The sequence below is a fragment of the Rhizobium sp. SSA_523 genome, assembly GCF_030435705.1.
In the GTDB taxonomy this organism is placed as follows: Bacteria; Pseudomonadota; Alphaproteobacteria; order Rhizobiales; family Rhizobiaceae; genus Neorhizobium.
In genome coordinates this window covers 2,895,321-2,921,146 of the sequence record NZ_CP129382.1, presented here as the reverse complement: position 1 = coordinate 2,921,146, position 25,826 = coordinate 2,895,321, and the positions used below count along the sequence as shown (strand labels likewise).

Sequence of the window (25,826 nt, the reverse complement as noted above, 5' to 3'; positions counted from 1 at the left end):
ATGGAAAGACCAAAGATCCGGGTGCTGATCGTCGATGACTCCGCCAGTATCCGTCACGCGTTGACGCAGATCCTGTCGGACGATCCCGAAATCGAGGTCATCGGCGTGGCCGCCGATCCCTTCGCCGCGGCGCGCAAGATCCGCGAAGAAATCCCCGATGTCATTACGCTCGACGTCGAGATGCCGCAGATGGACGGCATCACCTTCCTGCGCAAATTGATGTCGCAACATCCGATCCCCGTGGTCATGTGCTCCTCCCTGACGGAAGAGGGTTCCGAAACGCTGCTCCAGGCGCTGGACGCGGGCGCGATCGACGTGATTCTGAAGCCGAAGATCGGCGCCGCAGACCATCTTGCCGAAAGCGCCGAGCGCGTGCGCGACGCGGTCAAAGGTGCCGCTCGCGCCAGGATCGGCAAGCTGCGCCGCTTCCGCCCCGCCAGCGAAGCCGTTCCGGCCAAGCTCACCGCCGATGCCGTGCTGCCGCCGCCGCGCATCGTGGCCATGGCCAAGACGACGGAAATGGTGGTGTGCGTGGGTGCATCGACGGGCGGAACCGAGGCGCTTCGCGAGCTCCTGGAAGCCCTGCCGGCCAATGCGCCCGGCATGGTGATCGTCCAGCACATGCCGGAAAAGTTCACGGCGGCCTTTGCCAAGCGCCTGAACACGCTCTGCGAGGTCGAGATCAAGGAAGCGGAAAATGGCGACCCGGTCCTGCGCGGTCACGTGCTGATCGCCCCGGGCGACAAGCATATGCTGCTGGAGCGGCGCGGCGCCCGCTACGAAGTCTCCGTCCGGCCCGGCCCGCTGGTTTCGCGCCATCGCCCCTCGGTCGATGTTCTGTTTCGCTCGGCGGCACGCTGTGCCGGCTCCAATGCCATGGGCGTGATCATGACCGGCATGGGCGATGACGGCGCGCGCGGCATGGAGGAAATGCACCAGGCCGGCGCCTTCACGCTCGCCCAGGACGAGGCCACGTCCGTGGTCTTCGGCATGCCGAAAGAGGCGATCGCCCGCGGCGGCGTCGACCGCGTGGTTCCGCTCGGCCAGATCGCCCAGGAGATCATGTCCGCCGACCGGCGTCACTAACCCTTGGAACGGTCCCACAAGGGAGCGCTGGAGGACATTGCGATGAGAGCATAATCCGACCGGAGCGAAACGAGGATCGGTGAGATTATGCTTTGGATACAGAGACGGAGAGCGCCGAGTTGATCCGATCAGATCGAACAGTGCTCTAAGGGTTCGGATCGACTGCCGGTCCCGGCGCTCTTCCTCCGTGACAGCGCCTGCCTATGCAGGATTGAGGGCCTGCCCGGCCCGGCGCCCGTTTTCGAATTGTTAACCATGTCGCGCGATGATGATGACGCCGGAGGGTGGCGCCGGCAGAAACGAGCGCCGCAGGTTTCACAAAGCTTCAGGATAAGCCATGCCCGTCATTACTTTCGCCAATACCAAAGGCGGCGCCGGCAAGACCACGGCCGTCCTTCTCCTGGCTACCGAGCTTGCCCGCCAGGGCCATCGCGTCACGGTTCTGGACGCGGATCCGCAATTCTGGATGTCGCGCTGGTACGACCTGTCCCAGCCGCTGCAGCGTCTGTCGGTCGTGCCTTACGTCACCCAGGCCTCCATCGATCGCCACCTGGAGGAGTCGCGGCACAGCAGCGACTATATCCTGATCGACCTTCCGGGCGCCCGCAGCCCGCTTCTTGCCAAGGCCATCGGGCTTTCCGATCACGTGCTGATTCCCATCCAGGGCTGCGCAATGGACGCCCAGGGCGGCGCTCATGTTCTGGAACTCCTGCACTATCTCGACAGCAAGCTCGGCCTGAAAGTGCCGCATTCCGTTGTGCTGACACGGGTCAATTCCATGGTGACCACCCGCGCCCTCCTGGCGGTGAAGGGTCTGCTGGCACAGCGCAATGTCGACGTGCTCAACACGCCGATCATCGAACGCTCGGCCTTTCGCGATGTCTTCGATTGTGGCGGAACGCTCTATTCCATGACCGCCGACCGGGTCAGCAATCTGGACAAGGCGCGGGAAAACGCGCGGCTTTACGCCGATGAGATCCTGAGACGCGTGCCGGCGAAACTCGCGGCACCCCGCACAAGGCAATCCGTGGCCTGATCATGCGCGAAGCGGCGGGTGCGCCAGGCACCCGCTTTGCCGTCCCCGTCTCCGTCAGCCCGCCGGCGGTCTTTGCGCGCCGGGATCCTCATCTTCCTCCAGAACGCGCCAGGCAGCGCCGTCGAGATCGTCATACTGCCCGCTGCGCAAGGACCAGAGAAATCCGGCGAGCCCGAGTGCCCCAAGGAAGAGCGCGATCGGGATGAGGTAGATCAACATATTCATGCGAGGCGCGCCTCCCTGTCCTTACCGGTAGCCTTGCCCTTGGCTTCCAGCGTGACGGCCGTTCCATCGGTCAGCAATGCGCGACCGCCGCGAAGCTGATTGAGGCGCAGCGCATTGGCAATGACGATCATGGAAGAGGTCGACATGGCCACGGCCGCGATCAGCGGCGTTGCGAAGCCGGCAATCGCGATCGGTACCGCGATGAGGTTGTAGCCGATCGCCAGCGCGAAATTCTCGCGAATCAGCGCGCGGGCCTTTTGCGATACGTCGATGGCCAGCGGAACGGCATCCAGGCTCTCATGCATGAAGACGAAATCCGCGGCTTGGCGTCCGATATCGGCCGCTGTTGCCGGCGCCATGGAGACATGGGCGGCGCTGAGCGCCGGCGCATCATTGATGCCGTCACCCACCATCAGGGTCCTGTGCCCCAGCGCCGCCTGCGCCTCCAGGGCTTCGACCTTCTGGCGCGGCGAACACTCGGCCTTCCAATCCGATATGCCAAGAGCGCCGGCCAATCCCGCCACCACACCCTGCCGGTCGCCCGAGAGGATCGAAAGCTGCAAACCCTTCGCCTTCAACTGGCCTATCGCGGACCGTGCATTTGCCCGCCACTGATCTTCAAAGGTGAAACAGGCCGCCTCGCTCCCGTCGATCGAGAGGACGACTTCGCTGTGCGTTCCGGCAGAGGCGACCGGCTGATCCGGGCAGGCGAAGGCACGCTTGCCGAGCCGGGCCGTGCCGATGTCGAGCCTTGCAACCAGCCCCTCGCCGGGCAGTTCCTGGACCGGACCGATGAGCGGCTGCGGCCCGCGATGGGCCTCGGTGATTGCTTTCGACAAAGGATGACGCGACGCGCCCGCCATGGCAGCCGCAAGAGCCTGATCGGCTGGCAGGCCGCTCGCCGTCACCAGCCGCGGACGTCCGAGGGTCAGCGTTCCCGTCTTGTCGAAGACGACGCATTCCACCTCGGCCAGCCTCTCCATGGCCGAACCGTCCTTCACCATGATGCCATTGCGGAAAAGGCGGCCGGCAGCGACCACCTGAACGACCGGCACCGCAAGGCCGAGCGCACAGGGGCAGGTGATGATCAGGACGGCGATTGCAATGAGCAGCGCCTGTTTCCAGTCGCCGCCGATCCATCCCCAGCCCAGGAAGGTCACAAGCGCCAGAAGATGCACGACAGGCGAATAGATCTGCGCGGCCCGGTCGGCCAGCCTGCGGTAGCGCGCCCTGCCCCCTTCGGCAGCCTCCATCAGGCTGATGACCTCCGCGAGGAAGGAATCGCGGGCGGCGGCGCTGGCCTGGATGAGAAAACCGCCGGTCAGGCTCAACGTGCCGGCCTGGACGCGATCGCCCGGCCTCACCGTGACCGGTGCGCTTTCGCCATTGACGATCGACATGTCGAGATCGCTTTCTCCCTCGACGACAAGCCCATCCACGGGGATCCGGTCGCCTGCGGCAATCGCCACACGATCGCCCGGCATGACATCCTGAACCGGCCGGTAATCCCGGCTGCCGTCCGGCAAAACCACGAGAGCGCCGCGCGGCGCCAGCCGTGCAAGACCGGTGACGGCGGAACGGGCGCGGTCGCGCATGATGTGATCGAGCGTCCGGCCGATCAGCAGGAAGAACAGCAGCGATGCGGTAGCATCGAACCAGACATGTTCGCCCCGGTTGATGGTTTCCCAGAGCGACACCGCATAGGACAGTGTGATTGCCAGCGCGATCGGCACATCCATATTGGTGCGCCCGCTGGCCAGCACGCGATAGGCGGATTCGTAGAAGAAGCGGCCGCCATAGATGAGGGCCGGCGCGGCTATCGCCGCCGAAATCCAGTGGAAGAGATCGCGGGTGGAGGCCTCGGCGCCGGACCAGACAGAAACCGACAGGAGCATGATATTGGCCGCCGCAAAACCGGTCACCGCGACGCCGCGGATCAGCTGGCTCTTCAACTGGTCGCTGTCTTCAGCTTCGTCCGAAAAGAGATGGGCCTCATAGCCTGTCGCCTTGCGGATGGCGAGAGCGAAGCCTGCCGGATCGACCGGCTTCATCTCCCGGCCCGTGGCCGGTTCAGTCCCTTCACCAGTCGCTTGACCCGTCTCTTGACCAGTTCTCGGGCCGGTCTCCAGTTTCGCGCGCCAGGTAATCGCCACCCGCTTGGTCGACAGGTTGACCCTTGCGCGTGTCACGCCCGGAAGGGCTGCGAGCGCCCGCTCTATCGATGAGATGCAGGCGCCGCAATGGGCTTGCGGCACGCTCAGATCCGTCTGACGCAGCCCGCCGCCAAGATCGCGGCTGGCCAGCATCAGTTCTTCCCGCGAGGGTGGTTGCTGCATGCCGCTCTGCAGCTCCAGCGCGGCTTCGGTTCCCGGCGCACAGCAGCTCATTGTCCGCCCTCGGCAATCGCGACGCGCTGGGTATGGTGGAGGATGCGCTCGCCGCCCTGCAGCGCGGAGATCTCGACGATCCAATGCCCGGGCAGGACCGCGCGGTTGTTTTCGAAGACGCCACGACCGAGGCCGGCAAGCTCGACCTCGAAATCCTGATGGTCGCCGACCGGACGGCGGAAACTGGCCGTGACGCGCTCCGCCTCGACCGGAGCTCCGGACGCGTCGGCGATCGTATAGCGGATCGTCGAGCGATCGACAGAAATCGCGCCGGCGATGCCGGTCGCACCCAGTTTTTTCGCTTCGGCGACCTTGGCATTGAACTGCTGGCTGGCGACATAGGTGTTTTCCACCACGATTCCGCTCCAGCTGTGGACGGCCTGATAGGCCATGTACAGGTTGACCGAGATGATCGTTCCGAAGAACAGGCAGATCACGGCAAGCATATGCCAGCCGGTGAATTGGAATTCCTTTGCGTGCCGCGCGTTCATCATCTGGCTCCCGGGGCGTTGAAGGTGGCATTGTAGACATCGCGCTCATGGCTGGACCGGTCCTCGGCGATGAAGCGGAAGCCTTCGCGCGCGTTCTCCGCCGCCTGTGCCGGCAGAGTGACGAAGACCTTGACGGCCGTGGCCTTGTCCGGCTCGACAGGAATGGCGAAGGTGCGGTCGGCAAAATCGTTGGAGATGAGCGGGATCTTCATCGTCGCGCCCGTCAGGCCATCGAGCGACAGGAGGACCGTGCGCGGTTCCGGCACCATGTTGAGGAGGCGGATCGTATAGCCGTTGCGGATGGAGCCATCCGATTCCAGCACATATTGCGGGTTGCGGTCATGGATCACGTTGATCTCCAACCGGTCGCGGCTGAGCAGGGCGACCAGGAGACCGATGCCGACGGCGGTCCAGACGCCCATATAGACGAGGGTGCGGGGCCGGAAGATGACACGCCAATCGAAGTGGCGGACCTTGTCGGAAAAGCTGCCATCCTGATCGCGCACCCGGCCGGGATCGATCGCGCTGCGCCCCTGATCGGTGGCAAGCGCCATATTTGCTTGATATTCGTTCAGCGTCGCATAGGCGATCAGGCCTCTCTCGCGACCGAGCTTGTCCATCACGCCGTCACAGGCGTCGATGCACAGGGCGCAGGTGATGCAGGCCAGTTGCTGGCCGTCCCGGATATCGATGCCCATGGGACAGACGGCGACGCAGGCATTGCAATCCACGCAATCGCCCACCGCCTGGTTTGCCGCTGCCGCCTTCTTGGCGTGCTTGCCGCGCGGCTCGCCGCGCCAGTCGTTATAGGTGACGACGAGCGAATTTTCATCCAGCATGGCCCCCTGGATGCGCGGCCAGGGACACATATAGATGCACACCTGCTCGCGCATCAAGCCGCCAAGCAGATAGGTGGTGGCCGTCAAGACGGCGACGGTCGAATAGGCGACGACATTGGCGTGGCCGGTGACGAAGTCGAAGGCGAGTGAGGGCGCATCGGCAAAGTAGAAGATCCAGGCGCCGCCGGTCGCTACCGCGATTGCCAGCCAGATCGCGTGCTTGACGGAGCGTTTCCAGATCTTGGTGGCGCTCCAGGGCGCTGCATCCAGTTTCATGCGGGCATTGCGGTCGCCTTCAATGAAACGTTCCACGACCAGAAACAGGTCCACCCACACGGTTTGCGGACAGGTATAGCCACACCAGGCGCGTCCGACCGCGGAGGTGACGAGGAAAAGACCGAAGCCGGCCATGACCAGAAGCCCGGCGACGAAGAAGAATTCCTGCGGCCAGATTTCGATGAAGAAAAAGTAGAAGCGGCGGCCGGCCAGATCGACGAGGACGGCTTGATCCGGCGCATAGGGACCGCGGTCCCAGCGGATCCAGGGTGTGAGGTAATAAATGCCGAGCGTGATCAGCATGACAAGCCATTTGAAGCGGCGGAACCGCCCCTCAGCCCGCTTCGGGAAGATCTTGCGCCGTGCCTCATATAACGGCTCCGGCAGCGGCTCCGGAGACGTGGAAAAAGGCCGCGGCGGGCCTGCGGCGTCCGAAGCGCTTCCTGCCTGATCCGCATTGTGTTGCTGTGACTGCGCTGTTTCGAGAGACATGGTCAAATCCTTCATCGGATCCGACCTTGGCTGGAATGGCTCCACCCTGCCTTGACCGAAATCAACTCGCAAGACACTGCCGCTTTACCGGAGGCGGCCTGCGCCGTCCCGCCGTGCCGGACAAGACTAAGGGCGGCCGGGGCATGTCTCCCCGGCCGCCCTGCTGACGGTGCTCTACAAGGGTCCGCCTATTCACCGCCACCCAAGGAATGGATGTAGACCGCGAGTTCCTTGACGGTCGCATCCCCCAACCGCACCTGCCAGGCCGGCATCACGCCATGCTTGGGCTGGCGGATCTGCTGGGCGATCTCGGCTTCGTCCTTCACCTTCAGCCAGATGGCGTCGGCAAGGTTCGGCGCGCCGAACTCCCGATTGCCCTTGGCGTCTTCGCCGTGACAGGACGCGCAATTGTCGATGAAGATCTGCTTGCCCGGCTCGATCATCTGCGTGTCGCGCGGCGTTTTCGTCAGGCTGACGACATAGGCCGCCACCTGGCGCACTTCTTCCGGTTTCAGGATATCGGCAAAGGCCGGCATTTCGGAAAAGCGCGCTTCGGTATCATCGGCGAAGCGAACGCCATGGGCGATTGTCTGGTGAATGGCCTCGATATTGCCGCCCCACAGCCAGTCATCGTCGTTGAGGTTGGGATAGCCGGCTCCACCGGCGGCTCCCGAACCATGGCACTGGACGCAATTCACCTTGAAGGCTGCCGCACCGGCGGCAGTGGCGAACTGCGTCAATTGCGGATCGGCCAGGATCTCCTCGAGCGATGCGCTGGCGATGCGATCGCTGATGCCGGCTTGCGCCGCCTTGGCACTGACCATTTCGGCGGCCAGTTCGCCGCGGCTGGAATAGCCCAGCACGCCCTTGGTCGCATCCGTCAGGAGCGGCCATGCGGGGTAGATGACCGTATAGGCAATCGACCAGATGATCGTGGCGTAGAAGGTCCACAACCACCAGCGCGGCAGCGGATTGTTCAGCTCGCGAATGCCGTCCCACTCATGGCCGGTGGTTTCGACGCCGCTGATGTCATCAATATGTTTGTCCGCCATGATCAATCCTCCTTCAGAGGGATTTTGGCAGCCTCACGCGCCGAGGACTTGGCGCCGGGCAGCAGGGTGACGATCACGACGCCGATGAAGAAGAGGGCCATGGCGAGCAGGCCCCAGCTATCGGCGAAGTGACGCATTGCCGTGTAGATTTCCATTGCCGCCTCCCTCACCGATAGCCGGTGGCATCGTCATAGGTCGAGAAGTCGACCAGCGTGCCAAGCATCTGGAGATAGGCGACCAGCGCATCCATTTCGGTCAGATGGGCGGGGTCTCCATCGAAATCGCCCACCTTGGCTTTCGGATAGCGCGCAAGAAGGGCGGTGGTATCCGCATCGGGCTTGGCTTGGGCAACCAGATCCGCCTTCGCATTCTCCAGCATCTCGTCGGAATAGGGGACGCCCACCAGACGGTTGGCCTTCAGATTGAGGGTCACATCCGTCACCTTCAGCGGTGTCTCCTTCAGAAAGGCATAGCTCGGCATGACCGATTCCGGCACGACATCGCGCGGCCGGATCAGATGCTGGACGTGCCATTCGTTGGAATAGCGATCGCCGACGCGGGCGAGATCCGGCCCGGTGCGCTTCGATCCCCACTGGAAGGGATGGTCATACATGCTCTCAGCCGCGAGGCTGTAGTGGCCATAGCGCTCGACCTCGTCGCGGAAGGGGCGGATCATCTGGCTGTGACAGACGTAGCACCCCTCGCGAATATAGATGTCGCGCCCGGCCAGCTCCAGCGGCGTGTAGGGACGCATGCCTTCCACTTTCTCGATCGTGTTCTCGATATAGAAGAGAGGCGCGATTTCCACGATGCCGCCGATCGAGACGACCAGCAGCGAGCCGACGAGGAGCAGGGTCGCGTTGCGCTCGATATATTGATGTTTATCCATAAGTGACATGGACATCACTCCTTATTCGGCAGGCTGCAGACCGGCGGGCATGGCCCCTGGAAGGGCCTCCTTCCGTTCGTAGCCGAGGATGGTCATGGTGATGTTGAAGGCCATGATGAGCGAACCCGCCAGATACATGGCGCCACCGACGGCACGCAGCACGTAATAGGGGAACATGGCCGCGACGGCTTCGGCGAAGGAATAGACCAGGAAGCCCTGATCATCATATTCGCGCCACATCAGGCCCTGCTGGACGCCGGCCACCCACATGACGGCGGCGTAGACGACGATACCGAGCGTGGCGAGCCAGAAGTGCCAGTTGACCATGGCCAGGCTGTAGAGCCGGTTGCGGTTCCAGAGCTTGGGAACGAGGAAATAGACCGCGCCGAAGGAGATCATGCCCACCCAGCCGAGCGCGCCGGAATGCACATGGCCGATCGTCCAGTCGGTATAATGGCTGAGCGAATTGACCGCCTTGACCGACATCATCGGCCCTTCGAAGGTCGACATGCCGTAGAAGGCGATGGCAATGACCATCATGCGGATGATCGGGTCTGTGCGGATCTTGTCCCAGGCGCCCGAGAGCGTCATCAGACCGTTGATCATACCGCCCCAGGAGGGCATCCACAGCATGATCGAGAAGACCATGCCAAGCGTCTGGGCCCAATCCGGCAGCGCCGTATAGTGCAGATGATGCGGGCCGGCCCAGATATACATGAAGATCAGCGCCCAGAAGTGGATGATCGACAGGCGATAGGAGTAGACGGGCCGTCCGGCCTGCTTGGGGACGAAATAATACATCATGCCGAGGAAGCCGGCCGTGAGGAAGAAGCCGACGGCATTGTGGCCATACCACCACTGGGTCAGCGCATCCTGGACGCCCGAAAAGGCCGAATAGCTCTTGACCCCGAGGAAGGAGACCGGAATGGCCAGATTGTTCACGACATGCAGCATGGCGATCGTGACGATGAAGGCGAGGTAGAACCAGTTCGCCACGTAGATATGCGGTTCCTTGCGCATCAGGATCGTGCCGAGGAAGGCGACCAGATAGGCGACCCAGACGATGGTCAGCCAGAGATCGACATACCATTCCGGTTCGGCATATTCGCGCCCCTGCGTGATGCCGAGGAGGTAGCCGGTGGCCGCCATGACGATGAAGAGCTGATAGCCCCAGAAGACGAACCAGCCGAGGCCGTCGCCGCCGAACAGCCTGGCGCGCGAGGTGCGCTGCACGACGTAGAGCGACGTACAGATCAGCGCGTTCCCGCCGAAGGCAAAGATGACGGCGGAGGTGTGCAGCGGCCGCATGCGGCCGAAGTTGAACCACGGTCCGATATTGAGATCCGGAAAGGCCAGCTGCAATGCGACGACGACGCCGACCAGAAAGCCGACAACGCCCCAGAACGTGGTGGCGATGGCGCCATATTTGACCACTTCGTCAAAATAGCCGGAGCGGTCGATTGCGGCGGCCCTGGCGCCGGCAGGCGCAAATTTCAACCGCCGCAGGAGGACGATCATGCTGGCCGTCAGCGTAAAGAAAAGCACCCACATGTGGGCGGCAAACAGATTATCGTGGGCGAAGCCGGCCCCGAGAAGCGCCAGAAACGCCCCCACGGTCAACGCCACGATTGGAACGGTGTTGTTCATTGAACATCCCCCAAAGGCGAACAGTCAGGGGTGAATGTCGAAATCGACACACCCCTCCGCCACAATCCATCTCATCGACGGGGGACCAGGGCCTTGATCTGAATCAACCTTCCGACAGGGGACAAGCCGCAAAACAAGCGATTGCGCAGCCTGAACGCAGCGCCCATGGCCTGCGTCCAAGGGCGGGTCATGATCCGCGCTCGTGCCTCTCAGGCACCTGGCAGACTGTTGGCAAACGCCTGGCGAACCTTGGCGAACTCTTAGCGAACTTTTGGCTGATACTGGCGGGCCTTTGACAGGCTTTCCTCAGATCCTTTGACGATATTCGGCAGGCGCTGTGACGGGGAAAGACGCAATCGGCGCGTCTGGATCGGAGAGGCTCGAAGGGACCCGGCTTCGAAAACGAAAAAGCCCCGCAATGCGGGGCTTTCGGCTGGTCGGAGTGGAGTGATTCGAACACTCGACCCCCACGTCCCGAACGTGGTGCGCTACCAGACTGCGCTACACTCCGTGACCAGTGGCGCCCATATAGACGACAGATTTTTATTGCACAAGCTCCTTGCCGCGCTTTTTTTTCGCGAAGGCACTTCGCACCCTCGTCCCAGCCGCCGCCGTCTCACCGTCCGGATCTCAGTCAAGGTCGGTCTTGCGCCCGACGCCGACATAGCGGAAGCCATGGCGAATGACCTCTTCGGAGGGGTAGACATTGCGCAGATCCACCATCACGGGTGCCGCCATGATCTGTTTCAGCCGCCGGAAATCCAGGGCGCGGAACGCATCCCACTCCGTCACCAGCACGAGCACATCGGCCCCTTCGGCAATGCGATAAGGGTCCGTGCCGAACTCGACGCCCGGCAACATGGTGCGCGCAATCTCCATGCCCTCCGGATCATAGGCATGCACATGCGCTCCGTGATCCTGCAGCGCCTGAATGATGGAGATCGAGGGCGCGTCGCGCATATCGTCGGTATTGGGCTTGAAGGTCAGGCCCAGCAGGGCAACCTTCTTGTCGCGCACATTGCCATCGCAGGCGGCGACGACCTTGCGAGCCATGGCCCGCTTGCGGCTGTCATTCACCGCAACCGTGGTCTCGATCAGCCGCACCGGGGCATCATAATCCTGAGCCGTCTTGACCAGCGCCATCGTATCCTTCGGGAAGCAGGAGCCGCCATAGCCGGGTCCGGCATGCAGGAACTTGTCGCCGATGCGCTTGTCCATGCCGATGCCCTTGGCCACCTTCTGCACATCGGCACCGACCTTTTCGCATAGATCGGCCATCTCGTTGATGAAGGTGATCTTCATGGCCAGAAAGGCATTGCCCGCATATTTGATGAGTTCCGACGTGCGGCGGTCGCAGAAGAACAGCGGGGCGGAATTGAGGTAGAGCGGCCGGTAGACCTCACGCATCACGTCCGTTGCCCGCTCGTCTTCCGAACCGATGACGATCCGGTCCGGCCGCTTGAAGTCGGAAATCGCCGCGCCTTCGCGCAGGAATTCAGGATTGGAAACCACGGCGAAATCGGCATCCGGGCGTTCGGAGGAGATGATCCGTTCCACCTCGTCACCGGTGCCGACCGGCACGGTCGATTTGGTGACGACGACGGTGAAACCTTTCATCGCATGGGCAATGTCGCGTGCCGCGGCATAGACGAAGGACAGGTCGGCATGGCCATCGCCACGGCGAGAGGGTGTTCCGACTGCAATGAAGACGACATCCGCATCGGCCACGGCGGCCTGCAGATCGGTGGTGAAGGTCAGGCGCCCGGCCTTGACATTCGATCTCACCAGCTCGTCCAGGCCAGGCTCATAGATCGGAATTGCGCCCGCCCGCAGCGCCTCCACCTTCTCTGCAACATTGTCGACGCATGTGACCTCATGGCCGAAATCGGCAAAGCAAACTCCAGACACCAGACCAACATAGCCGGCACCGATCATCGTGATACGCATCTTTACTTCTCTCTATGGACGCCCTGCAGAACAGCGGGCCGAAGGATCAGCTCAAGACGAAGGGATATAGAAGCTGCACGACGCTTTCAAATCCTCCGATCCTGGATTTCTTTGCACGCAATCTTTCCGGAAAGCCTGCAGGCGCTCGTCGCGATCGGCCACGGGCCTCTCGCCTTTGTCTCCCGATCCGCGTCGCAGGCCCGGCATGGAAGGCTAATGGCAGGCTAGCGGCCGGACATGACAGCCACTTGTCAAAAGGGCGGCGCACCATCAGCGCGTTTCGTAATCGCCGCGCACGATCCCGTGCCGCTGCAGCTTGTCGTAGAAGGTCTTGCGCGGGATGCCCAGCGCTTCGATCGTGCGGCGCGCATCGCCCGCATGCATGGTCAGCGTTTCGCGGATGATATCGGCTTCCAGACGTGCCATGCGATCTGGCAAAGTGAAGGCATGCGGATCGGCCGCTCCGGTGTCCGGTCCCGCCATCCTGTCTTTCCCGGGCTCCAGCCCCAGCACGTGACGCTCGGCGAAATGGGTCAATTCCCGTACATTGCCGGGCCAGTCATGCTCCGCCAGGAAGCGGGCCGTCGCCGGATCGAGGGCCGGCATGTCGCGCTGGAATCTCTGGCAGGCGCGCTGAGCGAAATGGCGAAAGAGCAGCGGCACATCGGCGCGTCGCTCCCGCAAAGGGGGGATGGACAAGGTGACCACGTTCAAGCGGTAATACAGGTCCTCGCGAAAATCTCCCCTCTGGCCGGGATCGCCAAGATCCACCTTCGCGGCGGCCACCACCCGCAGGTCCACCGGACGCACCTCATTGGTCCCGAGCGGGGCGACCTCCCGCATTTCCAGCACGCGCAGCATATGCACCTGGGTCGCCGGCGCCATGCTCTCGATTTCGTCCAGGAACAAGGTCCCGCCGCTCGCATGCTCGATCCGGCCGATCCGGCGTTTCTGCGCCCCGGTGAATGCCCCCTGTTCGTGGCCGAACAATTCGCTTTCCATCACCTGTTCCGGAAGGGCGCCGCAATTGAGCGCGACGAAATTGCCGCGGCGGCGATGGCCCCAGCGATGCAGAAGGCTGGCGACGACCTCCTTGCCGGTTCCCGTCTCGCCGATCAGCAGAACGTCGACCTCCGTGTCGGCGATCTGCCGGATGGTTCGCCGCAGGCGCTCCATGACCGGCGTCTGGCCAAGCAAGGGCAGATCCGGCTCGCTTTCCTCGACCTGCCGGCGAAGCTCGCGATTGTCGAGCACCAGAGCCCGTTTTTCAGCGGCGCGCCGGATGCACTGGACCAGCCGCTCGCCGGAGAAAGGCTTGGTGATGAAGTCATAGGCGCCGTCCTGCATGGCCTTTACCGCCATATGGATATCGCCGTGACCGGTCACCAGCACGATCGGCAGTTCCGGATCGATGTCACGCAGCCGGGTAAGCAGGTCCAGCCCGTCCATTCCCGGCATTCGCACGTCTGAAACGATCACGCCGTCGAAGGAGGCATCCAGCGCTGCAAGGGCCTCCGCCGCGGATGAAAATGCGGATACGGCGCAATCGGCGAGCTCCAGCGTCTGCACGGTTGCCCGCAGGAGGGCGGGATCGTCATCGATCAGGAAAACGGATGGGCGCTTGTTCATGAGCCTGCTCGCATAAGGTCGACGGTGAAACATGTGCCCGCAGATCCGGTGGTCACCTCGATTCGACCGCCGTAATCGCTGACAATGTCCTTGGCGATCACCAGGCCCAGGCCCAGCCCGGCCTCCTTGGAGGTGGTGAAGGGGGTAAACAGCTGGCCAAGTATCTCGGGCTCGATGCCCGGCCCGTTATCGGCAACGATGATCAGGACGCGGTCGCTCGCCTCCCGAACCCGAACGTCGACGACCCCCTGCGGACGGGAAGCGATGGCCTCCAGCGCATTCTGCAGAAGATTGATCAAAACCTGTTCGAGACGCAGGCGATTTCCGAGAACCTGCAGGCCATCCTCCGGAAGATCGAGCTTCAGCGCCTCCAGTCTTCCGGCAAAACGGGACTTCAAGAGCATGACCGCGCTCGTCAGCGCCTCGCGGACGCCGACAGGCTCCGGGCTCCCGCGCCCTTTGCGGGCAAGCGCCTTCAGATCCTGCGTAATGGCGCCGATCCGCTCCGTCAGGCCGCCAATCTCGGCCAGATTGTCGATGGCTCTGTCCGGCCGCTCCCGGGCGAGAAAGGTTCTGGCATTATCCGCATAGGCGCGGATGGTGGCGACGGGCTGGTTGATCTCATGCGCGACGCCGGCCGCCACCTGGCCAAGAATGGCCAGACGGTTAGCCTGCACCAGTTCCTGCTGCACACCCTGAAGCCGCTCCTCGGCGGCCTGCCTCTGCTCCATTTCCGCCTGAAGGCGATCCTTTGCCTGGCTCAGATCCCAAGTGCGCTCCCGCACTCTGCTCTCCAGTTCAACCCGTGCAGCCTGCTCGGACGCCAGGCGAGCCAGGGCCTTTTGACGGCGACGCAGCCAGAAGCCGGCAAGGGCAAGGAAGGGGGCAAGGAGGGCGAGAGCGGTCAGCTGCGCCTGGCGAATGGCGGAGCTCAGGGCCGGCTGCACCGGGAGAAGGAAATGAAGCTGCCATGGCGTGGTTGCTACCGGCAGCTGCACCTCCACGAAGCCATCAGGTTTTTCTCCCGGGAGGGTCGCTTCGACAAGGCCCGCAGCGTCACCCAGGGGTTCGCGCGGCAAAACGGGAAGAGCAGACAAGGTTTCCTCGCCGAACTGGCGGCTGGTCCTCACCCTTTCCAGATCGGCGCGCGAGGCGGTGCTGAGGGAATGAAATCGCCAGGCGGGAATGCTGGTGATGAGAACCACACCATGGTCATCCGTCACGAACGTGGGACGCAGCGCATTGCGCCAGTCGAGTTCCAGCTGATCGAACTCGGCCTTCACCACGATGACGCCTAGGCTTCGTCTCTCCGCGCTCTTGACGCTGTGGGATATATAGAGGCCCGGTTTGCCGCTGACATTGCCGAGCGCGAAATGCTCCGCCTGCCCGTTGTCGAGGGCCTGCGTGAAATAGGCCCGGAAGGCATAGTCGCTGCCGACGAAACTCGTCGGTTCCCGCCAATTGCTGGAGGCAATGGCGACGCCCTCCCGGTTGATCAGATAGAGAACTGAAGCATTGGTGCCGGATGTCAGATCCTCCAGCTTGCGGTTGAGCGCCGCCAGATTTGCAGACGTCGGCGCTTCGAGCGCTTCCAAGACGTCGCGATCCCGGGACAGGATGAGCGGCAGCGAACGCGGCCGCTCGAGGACGGCCCTCAGCAGAGCGACTTTCAGGCCGGCATCCGCGCGACCCTGGTCCTCCAGAGCAATCAGCGTTCGGCTGGTGGCGAAGGCCTGGGCGACCAGCAGCGCCACCGCAATAACGCCCAGGGCTGCAAGAGAAAATGCAAGCCATCCGCGTTCGGCGTCGCGGCGCCCAAGCCATTCTCGACGGTGGGAAGATTTTGATGACACTGCCATCCCGGCATTGTGCACAAATCCGCTCGCGAGACAATTCACTTGTGCGAAAATCCGCACAATTACCCATAGGAGGACATATTTGCTTTGAGTATTTCATATATTTTTCAACTGGTTGCATTTTCAATGCCACTTGGCACGCCTCTTGCGAACTCGACTGGATCAACACAGAACGCCCCGGGAGAACCGTCTTGCCGGTGAGGGCGTATCGGAGGATGATTCATGGATTTGCATCTTGATGCCGCCGCACCACGCGGCAAGCTTCCCTTGTACCGCCAGCTTTACGTCCAGGTGCTGGTAGCGATCGCCGCCGGCATTGCGCTCGGCCATTTTTACCCGGATATCGGCGCCAGCCTGAAGCCACTCGGCGATGCCTTCATCCGCCTCGTCAAAATGATCATCGCTCCGGTGATTTTCCTGACGGTCGCCACCGGCATTGCCGGCATGAGCGACCTCAAGAAGGTCGGCCGGGTTGCGGGCAAGGCGATGATCTACTTCCTCACCTTCTCGACGCTGGCTCTGCTCGTGGGCATGATCGTCGCCAATCTCGTGCAACCGGGCTCCGGCATGCATATCGATCCCGCCTCGCTGGATGCCAAGGCCGTATCCACCTATGCCACCAAGGCGCATGAGACATCGATCACCGGCTTCCTGATGAACATCATTCCGAACACGATTGTCGGTGCGTTCGCAGAAGGCGATATTCTCCAGGTCCTGTTCTTCTCGGTCTTGTTCGGCATATCGCTTGCCATGGTCGGCGAGCGCGGCAAGCCGGTGACCGATTTTCTGAACGCCCTTACGGCGCCGATCTTCAAGCTGGTCGCGATCCTGATGAAGGCCGCGCCGATCGGCGCCTTCGGCGCGATGGCTTTCACCATCGGCAAATACGGGATCGGCTCGATCGCCAATCTGGCCATGCTGATCGGCACCTTCTACCTCACTTCGTTGCTCTTCGTCTTCGTCGTGCTGGGCGCGGTGGCCCGCTATAACGGCTTCTCCATCTTTGCCCTGATCCGTTACATCAAGGAGGAATTGCTGCTGGTCCTCGGCACATCCTCGTCCGAAGCGGCTCTTCCCGGCCTGATGCAGAAGATGGAACGGGCCGGCTGCAAGCGCTCCGTCGTCGGGCTCGTCATTCCGACCGGTTATTCCTTCAACCTGGACGGCACCAATATCTACATGACACTGGCCGCCCTCTTCATCGCCCAGGCCACCGATATCGACCTGTCGTTGAGCGAACAGATCCTCCTGCTTCTGGTGGCCATGCTGAGTTCGAAGGGCGCGGCAGGCATTACCGGGGCGGGCTTCATCACTTTGGCCGCCACCTTGTCCGTCGTGCCGGCTGTTCCTGTGGCCGGCATGGCGCTGATCCTCGGCATTGACCGGTTCATGTCCGAATGCCGCGCGCTGACCAATTTCGTCGGAAACGCGGTGGCAACCGTTGTGGTCGCACGGTGGGAAAACGAACTTGACGAGGCCATGCTGGCCGAGGTCCTGTCGGGTCATGTCGCGGCGGGCGCCCCCCTGCCGGCGCGGCTTGAGGCAGCGGAATGATTCCTCCCAGGAATGGGTCCTGAGGCGCCGCGCCTGCGGCGTCTCACCCGGCACCCGTGCAACGCGCAGCAATGACGATGCGTGACGCTTCGCATCCGACACTGCGCAAAGCGTGCCGGGAGACCCTCGAAGAAACACCCCGCCAGACCGCTGGCGGGGTGTTTTTCATTTTTACCGGCCCGGTGGCAGCTGGATGTCAGTCCAATGCCAATTCCATGGCAGTTCAGGGACCGTTGACGAGCGCCAGGATCAGCTGATGAACATTGCCGCCGGGACTGAGCTCAACGCGGTCGAATTCCACATTCTTCGCCCGTTCCGCTTTCGACAATTCTCCCAAGCGCTTGGTCAGGACCTGGCGGATCTTGCTGCAGGCGGGATCATCCTCTACCCGCAAGCCGAGGCTGAAATCCTGGATCTGCTGCACGAGTTCCTGGATGAACTCTCCATGGACCCGCTCGTGTCGCTCCACACCGTCTATGAAGCGCTTCCAGCTTTCTGCAACCGGCGAGGACAGGGCCTTTGCCGGCTTTGGAAGCATATAGGTGATGATGACCTTCGGCCGGGCGACGGTGATCGCACAGGCATCGCCCTGCCGCTCATAGCGCCGCGTCCATGTGAGCTTGAAGCTCGTATGGGCAATGGCCAGCCCGCCGCCGGCCTGCGGCGCCCGCCCACCGATCGACTCGTAAAGCGCGGCGCCCGTCTCTCCGCTGATCCTATAGGTCTTGACCTGCTCCACGGGCTCCCAATCGCGGGCCGCAGCCGCAGCCGGTCCGTAAAGGACAAGGAATAGAAGGCCGAGCGCGAAGCGTCCGGTTTTGCATGGCATGATCATCTCCTGCAGCGCCGGAGGCAGCGCTGTCGGTCCATCATAAGGAGCAAAGGGCGGCTGACAAGAGCGTCAGCCGAGGGCCATCAGGCTCGCATTGCCACCGGCGGCGGCGGTGTTGATCGAGGTCGAAACTTCCTCCAGCAGCCAGTGAAGGCAATAGGCATCCGTTTCCCGGACGGCGCGCGAATCTGCCGCCTGGGTTAGAACCAGCGGGCCAGGAAGATCGGCCAGTCGCGCCAGCCATGCCGTCAATACCTCACCCTCCCCTTCCAGAAGCGCGCCGGCGAGAGGCCCGGCGGACGTCCAGTCCGTGACCGGCCGGATGCGCGACGCTATGTCGGGCGGCAGGTCCTTCAGGAGACCGGTGACCGCATCAGGGGCATCCACGGCGGCGACGTTTCCGGTGGCGAGAACGCAAGCGATCTGGGTCAGCAGACCGTCCATGCTCTGCGGCAGGAGAAGGATCCGCCCGCGAGGATGAAGGGCGTAGAGATTGCGCTCGCCGACCGGTCCCGGCAATTCCCGTTCCAGCCCCAGCGCCGAGAGGCTGCCAATGGTCCGCGCCCGCTCCGCCGCCTGCGAAAGCTGCCGATCGTCCAGCCAGCGAGCAAAGCCGGCAAGTGCAGGATCGAGATGGACCGACGAAAGCTGCGGCGGCTCCGGAGGCGTCTCGACCAGGCGGCCGAGATAGAGCGGGCCGCCGGCCTTTGGCCCGGTGCCTGAGAGACCACGCCCGCCAAAGGGCTGGACGCCCACGACCGCGCCGATGATGTTGCGATTGACATAGCGATTGCCGGTTCTTATCCGGCCAAGGACATGGGCGATGGTCTCGTCGAGCCGGGTATGCAGGCCGAAGGTCAGGCCGTAGCCCGTCTCGTTGATGTCTTCGATCAGCTGATCGAGATCGCGGCGGCGATACCGGATGACGTGCAGAACGGGACCGAACACTTCCCGCTGCAACTCCTTCAGCCGCGTCAGTTCGATGATGGTCGGAGCAACGAAGGTGCCATGGTCCGCTTCTGCGGGCAGCGGCGCCTGATGGATGGGGCGGCCGAGCTTGCGCATGGCGTCGATATGCTTTTCGATGCCGCGTCTCGCCTCATCGGTGATCACCGGTCCGATATCGGCGCTGAGCCGGTCCGTGCGGCCGATGGACAATTCCGCCAATGCGCCTTTGAGCATCACAAGGATGCGCTCGGCCACGTCTTCCTGCAGGCACAGAACGCGCAGCGCCGAACAGCGCTGGCCGGCGCTGTCGAATGCCGAGGCAATGACATCTGCGACCACCTGCTCGGCCAGCGCCGAGGAATCGACGATCATGGCGTTCTGGCCGCCGGTTTCGGCAATCAGGGGAATGGGCCTGCCGCCAGGCGAAAGACGCTGCGCCAGTTGTTTCTGGATCAGGCGCGCGACGTCGGTCGATCCGGTGAACATGACACCGGCGATCTGAGGTGCCGCGACAAGGGCTGCGCCGATCCGGCCATCGCCGGGCGCCAGTTGCAAGGCGCGGGGCGGAACACCTGCCGCATGCAGCAGACGCACGGCCTCCGCCGCAATCAGCGGCGTCTCTTCCGCAGGTTTTGCCAGAACCGGATTGCCGGCGACAAGCGCCGCGGCAATCTGACCGGTAAAGATCGCCAGCGGAAAGTTCCACGGGCTGATGCACAGGATCGGCCCCAGCGGCCGGTGGCCCGGTCCCAGCGTCCGCTTTGCCTGCTCGGCATAGTATCGCAGGAAATCAACGGCTTCGCGCACTTCGGAAATGGCGTTGGCGGCGGATTTTCCCGCCTCGCGCATGATCAGACCCATCAGGATCTCCATCCGCTCTTCCATGTAATCGGCGGCGCGATCGAGCCAGGCTGCCCGTTCGCCAGGCGGCACGGCCGCAATTTCGTCTGCTGCGCCCGATGCGAGTTCCGCCAGCCGGGCTGCCATCGCCTCTGACATCGTCACGACCGTCCCCACCCTGTCACGATGATCGGCCGGGTTGAGGACAGCCTCTCCCTGCAGACCATTTTCCTGCAGGGAGAGTTCGGGCTCCGCACGCCAGTCCAGACCGGCACTTTCCTCAAGCGCCCGCGACAGGCGCTGCAGGACCGCCTCATTGCTCAGATCGAGCCCGGCCGAATTGCTTCGCGCCGCTCCGAACAGCTCGCGCGGCAAGGCAATCTTGTCGTGTTTCGCCCCGGGCTGCGCCATCGCCAGTACCGTGTCGACCGGATCGGCAATGAGCTCCTCGACGGAAACGGCATCATCGCCGATGCGATTCACGAAAGACGAATTTGCCCCATTTTCCAGAAGCCGCCGCACCAGATAGGCCAGCAGCGTTTCATGGGTGCCGACCGGCGCATAGATGCGGGCCGGCCGCGCCAGGCCCTGGCGATCCACCACATCCTCGTAAAGCGGTTCGCCCATGCCATGCAGGCACTGGAACTCGTAGGAGCCGGTTTCGAAATCGGGGCCAGCCATATGATAGATCGAAGCCAGGGTCTGGGCGTTGTGCGTGGCAAATTGCGGAAAAACGAGGTCGCGATGGGCCAGTAGTTTTGCAGCGCAGGCGATGAACGAGACATCGGTATGCGCCTTGCGCGTATAGACCGGGAAATCCTCCAGCCCTTCCAGTTGCGCGCGCTTGATCTCGGCGTCCCAGTAGGCCCCCTTGACGAGGCGGATCATGATGCGGCGTCTGGACTGGCGTGCCAGATCGATGATGTGATCCAGCACGAAGGCACAGCGTTTGCCATAGGCCTGCACGACGAAACCGAGGCCGTTCCAGCCCGCCAGCGCGTCATCGAAGCAGAGCGCCTCCAGCAGATCCAGCGAAAGCTCCAGCCGATCCGCCTCCTCGGCATCGATGTTGAGGCCGATATCATACTGCTTAGCCAGCCGCGCAAGCGCCGCCAGGCGCGGCAACAATTCCGCCATGACCCGGGCCTGCTGACCGCGGACATAGCGGGGATGCAGCGCGGAAAGCTTGACGGAGATCCCCGGCCCCTCATAGACACCCCGTCCCGCCGCTGCCGAACCGATGGCGTGGATTGCCGCCTCATAGTCGAGGTAATAGCGCTTGGCATCGTCAGCCGTCGTGGCCGCTTCGCCCAGCATGTCGTAGGAATAGCGGAAACCCTTCGCCTCCATGGGCTTGGCTCGGCGCAGCGCTTCCTCGATCGTTTCCCCTGTGACGAATTGCTCGCCCATCATCCGCATGGCCATATCGACGCCCCGCCGGATGACCGGCTCGCCGCATCGGGCGATCAGTCGCGTCAATGCCGAGGCGAGGCTGCGATCATTGACGGTGGCGGTCAACCGCCCTGTCACCACCAGACCCCAGGTGGCGGCGTTGACGAAAAGCGACCGGCCGCCGCCGATATGGGAGCGCCAATCGCCGGCGGCGATCTTGTCGCGGATGAGCGCATCGCGCGTCGCATCGTCGGGAATGCGCAGCAGCGCCTCCGCCAGGCACATCAGCGCGACGCCTTCCTGGCTGGACAGGGAATATTCGTGCACGAGACCTTCCACACCCGATCCTCGAGGCTTGTCGCGCAGCGCCTTGACCAGGCGGCGGGCCGTCTCGCGGATGGCGCTCTTCTCCTCCTCGGGCCGCGTGGCCGCCGGCAGCAGCCGCGCCATGCAGCTTGGCTCCGGCTCGCGATAGGCCTCAGTGATCTTTTTGCGGCTGTCACTGTCCAAGGCTTTGCGGCCGGCAAAGTCGACGAAGGGCACAGTCTGCGCATCGGGACGAGCGGCGGTGTGAAGAGCGGGCTCACGCATGGAAGACCTCGAATTGTCAGGATTTTTCGTGGCTGATCATATCGCATCCCACAGCCGAGACTGTACTTATTTTCGCGGTCGGTTTAGGCTTATTCGCCAAATCAAAACCAAAAAGGAAGTGAAAATGACTGTCGATTGGCAGAAGACAGCCGGATTGGACATGTTCGACCAGAAGATCCTGGACGAGGTCTCGGCCAATGGGCGCATTTCGGTGACAGAGCTCGCCGCCAAGATCGGCCTGTCGAAGACGCCGTGCAATGCTCGACTGAAACGCCTCATTGATGATGGCATTATCCAGGGTTTCCGCGCCATCATCAATCCGCAGAAACTCGGCCTGGATCATGTCGCCTTTACAGAGGTCAAGCTGTCGGACACTCGCGAGCAGGCCCTCGGCGAGTTCAACCAGGCTGTCCGGCGCATCCGCGAGGTCGAGGAATGCCATATGATCGCCGGGCGATTCGATTACCTGCTCAAGGTGCGGACGCAGAACATCCGCCGCTACCGGGAAGTGCTGGGGGAGAAGATCTCGAGCCTGCCGCATGTGGCCAGCACATCGACATCGGTCGCCATGCAATCCGTCAAGGAGAGATGACCGGATCCAAACCGTCATCGCTGCCTGCAATTTTGCCAGAACCTCTAATTTTTCGGCATGGACGTACCGAATGGCGGCAAACTGCCCTCGCCGCAATCTTGCAAGTCTGGCTCAGTAGGACTGCTCACGAGCAGCCAAACGTGAGCTTTTCCCCAAATTTGCCCCGTCGGCGACGGGGCTTTTTTTATGCATGGTCAGAAGACGATATTGCCCGCCATGAGCGCCAGCACCAGGAAGATGACGAAGAGCGCAATGGCCAGGAAGAACAGGACGCGGGCAATGGTTGCCGTGGCTGCGGACACGCCCGAGAAACCGAGAAAGCCGGAAATCAGCGAAATCACCAGAAAGATTAGAGCCCATTTCAGCATGGCATAGTCCTCTTCACATCCGATTTTCCCGTTAACGGGAAAGACAGGCTCGGGTTCCAAGCCCGCCGCACACGGCGGCATCTGGAAATCCCCTTCGGGTCCTCCATACATCACCCGGCGGGGTGCGAACATCTTTTGCGGCCGAGGGAGCCAGAACGGAGCTTGCGCGTTGAGCCCCCTGACCAGTGGGGATTTTAAAAAATATGATGATGGGTTTTTTTGCGGGCTATGAGGCTCACATCGCGCTCGCGCTCGTGGTCCTGCTCTTTGCCCTCTTCGTCTGGGAGAAATATCCGGCCGAAGTGACCGCGTCTGCCGGTGCAGCGCTATTCATCGTTCTCGGCTTTGTCCCGACGGACAAGGCTTTGGCCGTTTTTTCCAATTCGGCGCCCATCACGATCGGTGCCATGTTCATCCTGACCGGCGCGCTGGTTCGTACCGGCGTGCTGGAAAGCGTTGCCGGCCTGGTGTTGAACTGGTCCAAGAAATTCCCTCGACTGGCGCTGGCGGTGTTTCTGCTGACGGCGCTTGCGGCCTCTGCCTTCATGAACAATACGCCCGTCGTTCTGGTGCTGATACCCATCGTCATCCGCCTTGCGGCGGCGCTCGATATGGCCGCGACCAGGCTTCTCATTCCGGTCTCCTATGCGGCCATTCTGGGCGGAACGCTGACCTTGATCGGCACCTCCACCAATCTTCTTGTCGATGGGGTGGCACGCAGCCAGGGAATGGCGCCCTTTTCGCTTTTCGAGATCACGCCCGTGGGTCTGGCGGCTGCCGCGACCGGTATTCTGACAATGCTGCTGCTCGGCAAGGTCCTCCTCCCGGACCGGCGGGACGAAGGCAGCGAACTGACCCGCATGGATGATGCGGAATATCTTTCGGAGCTGACGGTGCTGTCCGAGGGCAATTTCACGGACAGACCGCTTGGCGACATTACCGAACTTAAGCAACCCGGCTTGCGCATTGTCGGCCTGCGAATCGATGGAGAAGTCATTCGCAAGGACCTCGATACGATGACCCTGAAGAAGGGCGACGGGCTGATCATCCTCGCCAAGTCACCGGAGCTTCTCACGCTCAATGAGCAGGAGGGCCTGCGCATCGGCCAGCGGCGCGGCGCGACGACCGGCGGCGGCGAGAGGATTGTTGTTGAGGCGGTTGTCGCGCCTGGCCGCTTCAGCCACGGCACGCTCCTTTCCAGCCTTTCCCTGGGCCGGCGGTTTGGTGTGCGGATCCTCGGCGCCCACCGCCATCGGCATGTGCCGGGACCGGATCTAGCCAATGTGCGCCTGCGGCCGGCCGACAAGCTACTGCTGGAGGGAACGGCTGAAGCTCTGGATGAATTGTCTCACCAGAACGACCTGGTCTCCGTCACGCGGTCTACTGCCCGGGCTTTTCGCCCAACAAAGGCGCCGCTCGCATTGCTGGCGCTTGGTCTGGTGGTGGCGCTCGCCGCACTGAATGTGATGGATATCGGCATTCTCGCCATGATCGCTGTGCCGGCTATCCTGATCCTCCGATGCATCGATGCCGATGAGGCCTGGGGCTCGATCGAGGGCGGAATCCTGATCCTCATCTTCGCCATGCTGATCGTGGGCCAGGGTCTCCAGGAGACGGGGGCCGTGACACTGGTCGTCGACGCCGCCCTGCCGCTCATGTCGAAAGTCTCGCCCTTCATTGTGCTTCTGCTCGTCTACACGCTTGCCTCCACGCTGACAGAATGCGTCACCAACAATGCCGTTGCCGTCATTCTCACCCCGATCGTCATCGGACTTGGCCAGCAACTGGGTGTGGAACCCCGCGCGCTCGTGGTGGCCGTCATGTTCGGAGCCAGTGCGAGTTTCGCAACGCCGATCGGCTATCAGACGAATACGCTCGTCTATGGCGCCGGCAATTATCGCTTCAGCGACTTCGTGAAGATCGGCCTGCCGATGAATATCATCGTCGGCTTTGCATCGTGCTACGCCATCTATCTCTATTACGGCATATGACGGCTGGAGCAAGACCGAGGCTCGATCCAGCGTCGGCTCGCCGGCAGGCAGGGAGAACGCGGGCCGTCCTCTGTGCTAGGGTCTGTCGACAATCAGGTTTCGGACGTGGCGCGTTTCGGAATTGGTTGCTGAACAGGCGAAAAGCGCAAGGGATACCCAAATGTATCACGAGCATTTTCAACGCATTCAGCGGGCAAATCCGACGCGTCCGCAGGATTTGGAGAAAATAGCCCATTTCGGCGTCGCGAAGCCTTGAAAGGGGTTGACCCTTCCTGCGGCTTCGCTCCTGAAACTGAGCTCTTTTCTCGCAAACCACGTTCCAAACCCTGAATGTCAACAGACCCTAGCGCAGGTCCAGCAAAAATGCGTCAGCGGTTTTGCATCCGGATTGCGTAAAACAAAGAGATAGATTTCAGGTGATCCCGTTTTTACCGGAAATGCTCTGGATGATGACATCCGGCTGAGCGATTTGAGGGCATATCGCCCGAACGACGGCCGAGCGGTCCGATCCTTCTCCAGAGGCAACCTGCCAGTGACCACCCATCCGGCACAGGTGGCTCGGGCTCACCCCCCTGACCCAAGCTATAGAAACGCAAAAAGCCCCACGGAGGGGGCTTTGAGTGTATTTTGGGGGAAGTTGGTTGCGGGGGCAGGATTTGAACCTGCGGCCTTCAGGTTATGAGCCTGACGAGCTACCGGGCTGCTCCACCCCGCGTTAGTTTCGAGCGTGCCTTGGGCTGTTTGCCTGGCGGACCGGCTGTTTTTGCCCGGTCTTTTGTTTGTCCGTCCTCGCGCGGTGTGGCTTGCGCTGCGGGCGGACGGGGCTGCTCCACCCCGCGTTCGTTTCGAGCGTGCCTTGGGCTGTT

Annotated in this window: 19 protein-coding genes and 2 tRNA genes; 5 read left to right on the top strand and 16 right to left on the bottom strand. The window is 62.6% G+C overall.

The genetic code is table 11. From position 1 onward, the window contains the following. Both QTJ18_RS22100 and QTJ18_RS22095 read left to right on the top strand, forming a co-directional pair. Entirely contained in the window at positions 1-1,086 is a 1,086-nt protein-coding gene (locus QTJ18_RS22100; protein WP_252755539.1) for a protein-glutamate methylesterase/protein-glutamine glutaminase, read from the top strand. A gap of 337 nt (positions 1,087-1,423) precedes the next feature. Then, positions 1,424-2,122: a ParA family protein gene (locus QTJ18_RS22095; protein WP_252755540.1), complete on the top strand. Its 699-nt coding sequence runs from the start codon at positions 1,424-1,426 to the stop codon at positions 2,120-2,122. 54 nt (positions 2,123-2,176) lie between these two features. Here the strand turns inward: QTJ18_RS22095 and ccoS are convergent, their stop codons facing one another. From ccoS to QTJ18_RS22035, 12 genes are all read right to left on the bottom strand, one after another. Next, positions 2,177-2,347, bottom strand: a complete 171-nt coding sequence (gene ccoS, locus QTJ18_RS22090; protein WP_252755541.1) for a cbb3-type cytochrome oxidase assembly protein CcoS — start codon at positions 2,345-2,347, stop codon at positions 2,177-2,179. Next, entirely contained in the window at positions 2,344-4,734 is a 2,391-nt protein-coding gene (locus QTJ18_RS22085; RefSeq protein WP_252755542.1) for a cation-translocating P-type ATPase, read from the bottom strand. The genes ccoS and QTJ18_RS22085 overlap by 4 nt, the downstream gene beginning before the upstream one ends. Further along, entirely contained in the window at positions 4,731-5,225 is a 495-nt protein-coding gene (locus QTJ18_RS22080; protein ID WP_252755556.1) for a FixH family protein, read from the bottom strand. Before QTJ18_RS22080 ends, QTJ18_RS22085 begins: the two co-directional genes overlap by 4 nt. Further along, a complete protein-coding gene (gene ccoG / locus QTJ18_RS22075; protein ID WP_252755543.1) occupies positions 5,225-6,832 on the bottom strand; it encodes a cytochrome c oxidase accessory protein CcoG in 1,608 nt (535 codons plus the stop codon). Before ccoG ends, QTJ18_RS22080 begins: the two co-directional genes overlap by 1 nt. Positions 6,833-7,020: 188 nt before the next feature. Beyond that, positions 7,021-7,884, bottom strand: coding sequence for a cytochrome-c oxidase, cbb3-type subunit III (ccoP, locus tag QTJ18_RS22070; protein WP_252755544.1), 864 nt, complete (start codon positions 7,882-7,884; stop codon positions 7,021-7,023). A 2-nt stretch (positions 7,885-7,886) separates the two neighbouring features. Then, positions 7,887-8,039, bottom strand: coding sequence for a cbb3-type cytochrome c oxidase subunit 3 (locus QTJ18_RS22065; RefSeq protein ID WP_252755545.1), 153 nt, complete (start codon positions 8,037-8,039; stop codon positions 7,887-7,889). Between the two features lie 11 nt (positions 8,040-8,050). Next, on the bottom strand, positions 8,051-8,782 hold the full coding sequence (ccoO, locus tag QTJ18_RS22060; protein ID WP_252755546.1) for a cytochrome-c oxidase, cbb3-type subunit II: 732 nt from the start codon (positions 8,780-8,782) through the stop codon (positions 8,051-8,053). Between the two features lie 12 nt (positions 8,783-8,794). After that, entirely contained in the window at positions 8,795-10,420 is a 1,626-nt protein-coding gene (ccoN, locus tag QTJ18_RS22055) for a cytochrome-c oxidase, cbb3-type subunit I (RefSeq protein ID WP_252755547.1), read from the bottom strand. A 434-nt stretch (positions 10,421-10,854) separates the two neighbouring features. After that, positions 10,855-10,931 (bottom strand) — tRNA-Pro (locus QTJ18_RS22050). Positions 10,932-11,050: 119 nt separating this feature from the next. After that, the gene (locus QTJ18_RS22045; protein ID WP_252755548.1) at positions 11,051-12,367 is read right to left on the bottom strand and encodes a UDP-glucose dehydrogenase family protein; all 1,317 of its coding nucleotides are present in this window, start codon (positions 12,365-12,367) and stop codon (positions 11,051-11,053) included. 270 nt (positions 12,368-12,637) lie between these two features. Further along, positions 12,638-13,996 carry a sigma-54-dependent transcriptional regulator gene (locus QTJ18_RS22040; RefSeq protein WP_252755549.1) on the bottom strand — a complete coding sequence of 453 codons (1,359 nt, stop codon included), beginning with the start codon at positions 13,994-13,996 and terminating at the stop codon, positions 12,638-12,640. After that, entirely contained in the window at positions 13,993-15,855 is a 1,863-nt protein-coding gene (locus tag QTJ18_RS22035; RefSeq protein WP_252755550.1) for a sensor histidine kinase, read from the bottom strand. The genes QTJ18_RS22040 and QTJ18_RS22035 overlap by 4 nt, the downstream gene beginning before the upstream one ends. Before the next feature lie 219 nt (positions 15,856-16,074). Here QTJ18_RS22035 and QTJ18_RS22030 point away from each other — a divergent pair, with 219 nt between their 5' ends. After that, entirely contained in the window at positions 16,075-17,406 is a 1,332-nt protein-coding gene (locus QTJ18_RS22030) for a dicarboxylate/amino acid:cation symporter (RefSeq protein ID WP_252755551.1), read from the top strand. A gap of 223 nt (positions 17,407-17,629) precedes the next feature. Here QTJ18_RS22030 and QTJ18_RS22025 read toward each other — a convergent pair whose 3' ends face one another. Both QTJ18_RS22025 and putA read right to left on the bottom strand, forming a co-directional pair. Continuing rightward, on the bottom strand, positions 17,630-18,235 hold the full coding sequence (locus QTJ18_RS22025; protein WP_252755552.1) for a DUF922 domain-containing Zn-dependent protease: 606 nt from the start codon (positions 18,233-18,235) through the stop codon (positions 17,630-17,632). A 72-nt stretch (positions 18,236-18,307) separates the two neighbouring features. Beyond that, on the bottom strand, positions 18,308-22,009 hold the full coding sequence (gene putA, locus QTJ18_RS22020) for a trifunctional transcriptional regulator/proline dehydrogenase/L-glutamate gamma-semialdehyde dehydrogenase (RefSeq protein WP_252755553.1): 3,702 nt from the start codon (positions 22,007-22,009) through the stop codon (positions 18,308-18,310). Between the two features lie 124 nt (positions 22,010-22,133). Here putA and QTJ18_RS22015 point away from each other — a divergent pair, with 124 nt between their 5' ends. Further along, positions 22,134-22,601: an Lrp/AsnC family transcriptional regulator gene (locus QTJ18_RS22015; RefSeq protein WP_252755554.1), complete on the top strand. Its 468-nt coding sequence runs from the start codon at positions 22,134-22,136 to the stop codon at positions 22,599-22,601. 194 nt (positions 22,602-22,795) lie between these two features. On the opposite strand, the gene QTJ18_RS22010 is transcribed toward QTJ18_RS22015, so the two are convergent. Beyond that, positions 22,796-22,969 carry a DUF1328 domain-containing protein gene (locus QTJ18_RS22010; RefSeq protein ID WP_252755555.1) on the bottom strand — a complete coding sequence of 58 codons (174 nt, stop codon included), beginning with the start codon at positions 22,967-22,969 and terminating at the stop codon, positions 22,796-22,798. Positions 22,970-23,172: 203 nt separating this feature from the next. On the opposite strand from QTJ18_RS22010, the gene QTJ18_RS22005 reads away from it, so the two are divergent. Next, entirely contained in the window at positions 23,173-24,960 is a 1,788-nt protein-coding gene (locus tag QTJ18_RS22005) for an SLC13 family permease (protein WP_354669097.1), read from the top strand. A 638-nt stretch (positions 24,961-25,598) separates the two neighbouring features. On the opposite strand, the gene QTJ18_RS22000 is transcribed toward QTJ18_RS22005, so the two are convergent. Beyond that, positions 25,599-25,675 (bottom strand) — tRNA-Met (locus QTJ18_RS22000). Positions 25,676-25,826 lie beyond the last annotated feature (151 nt).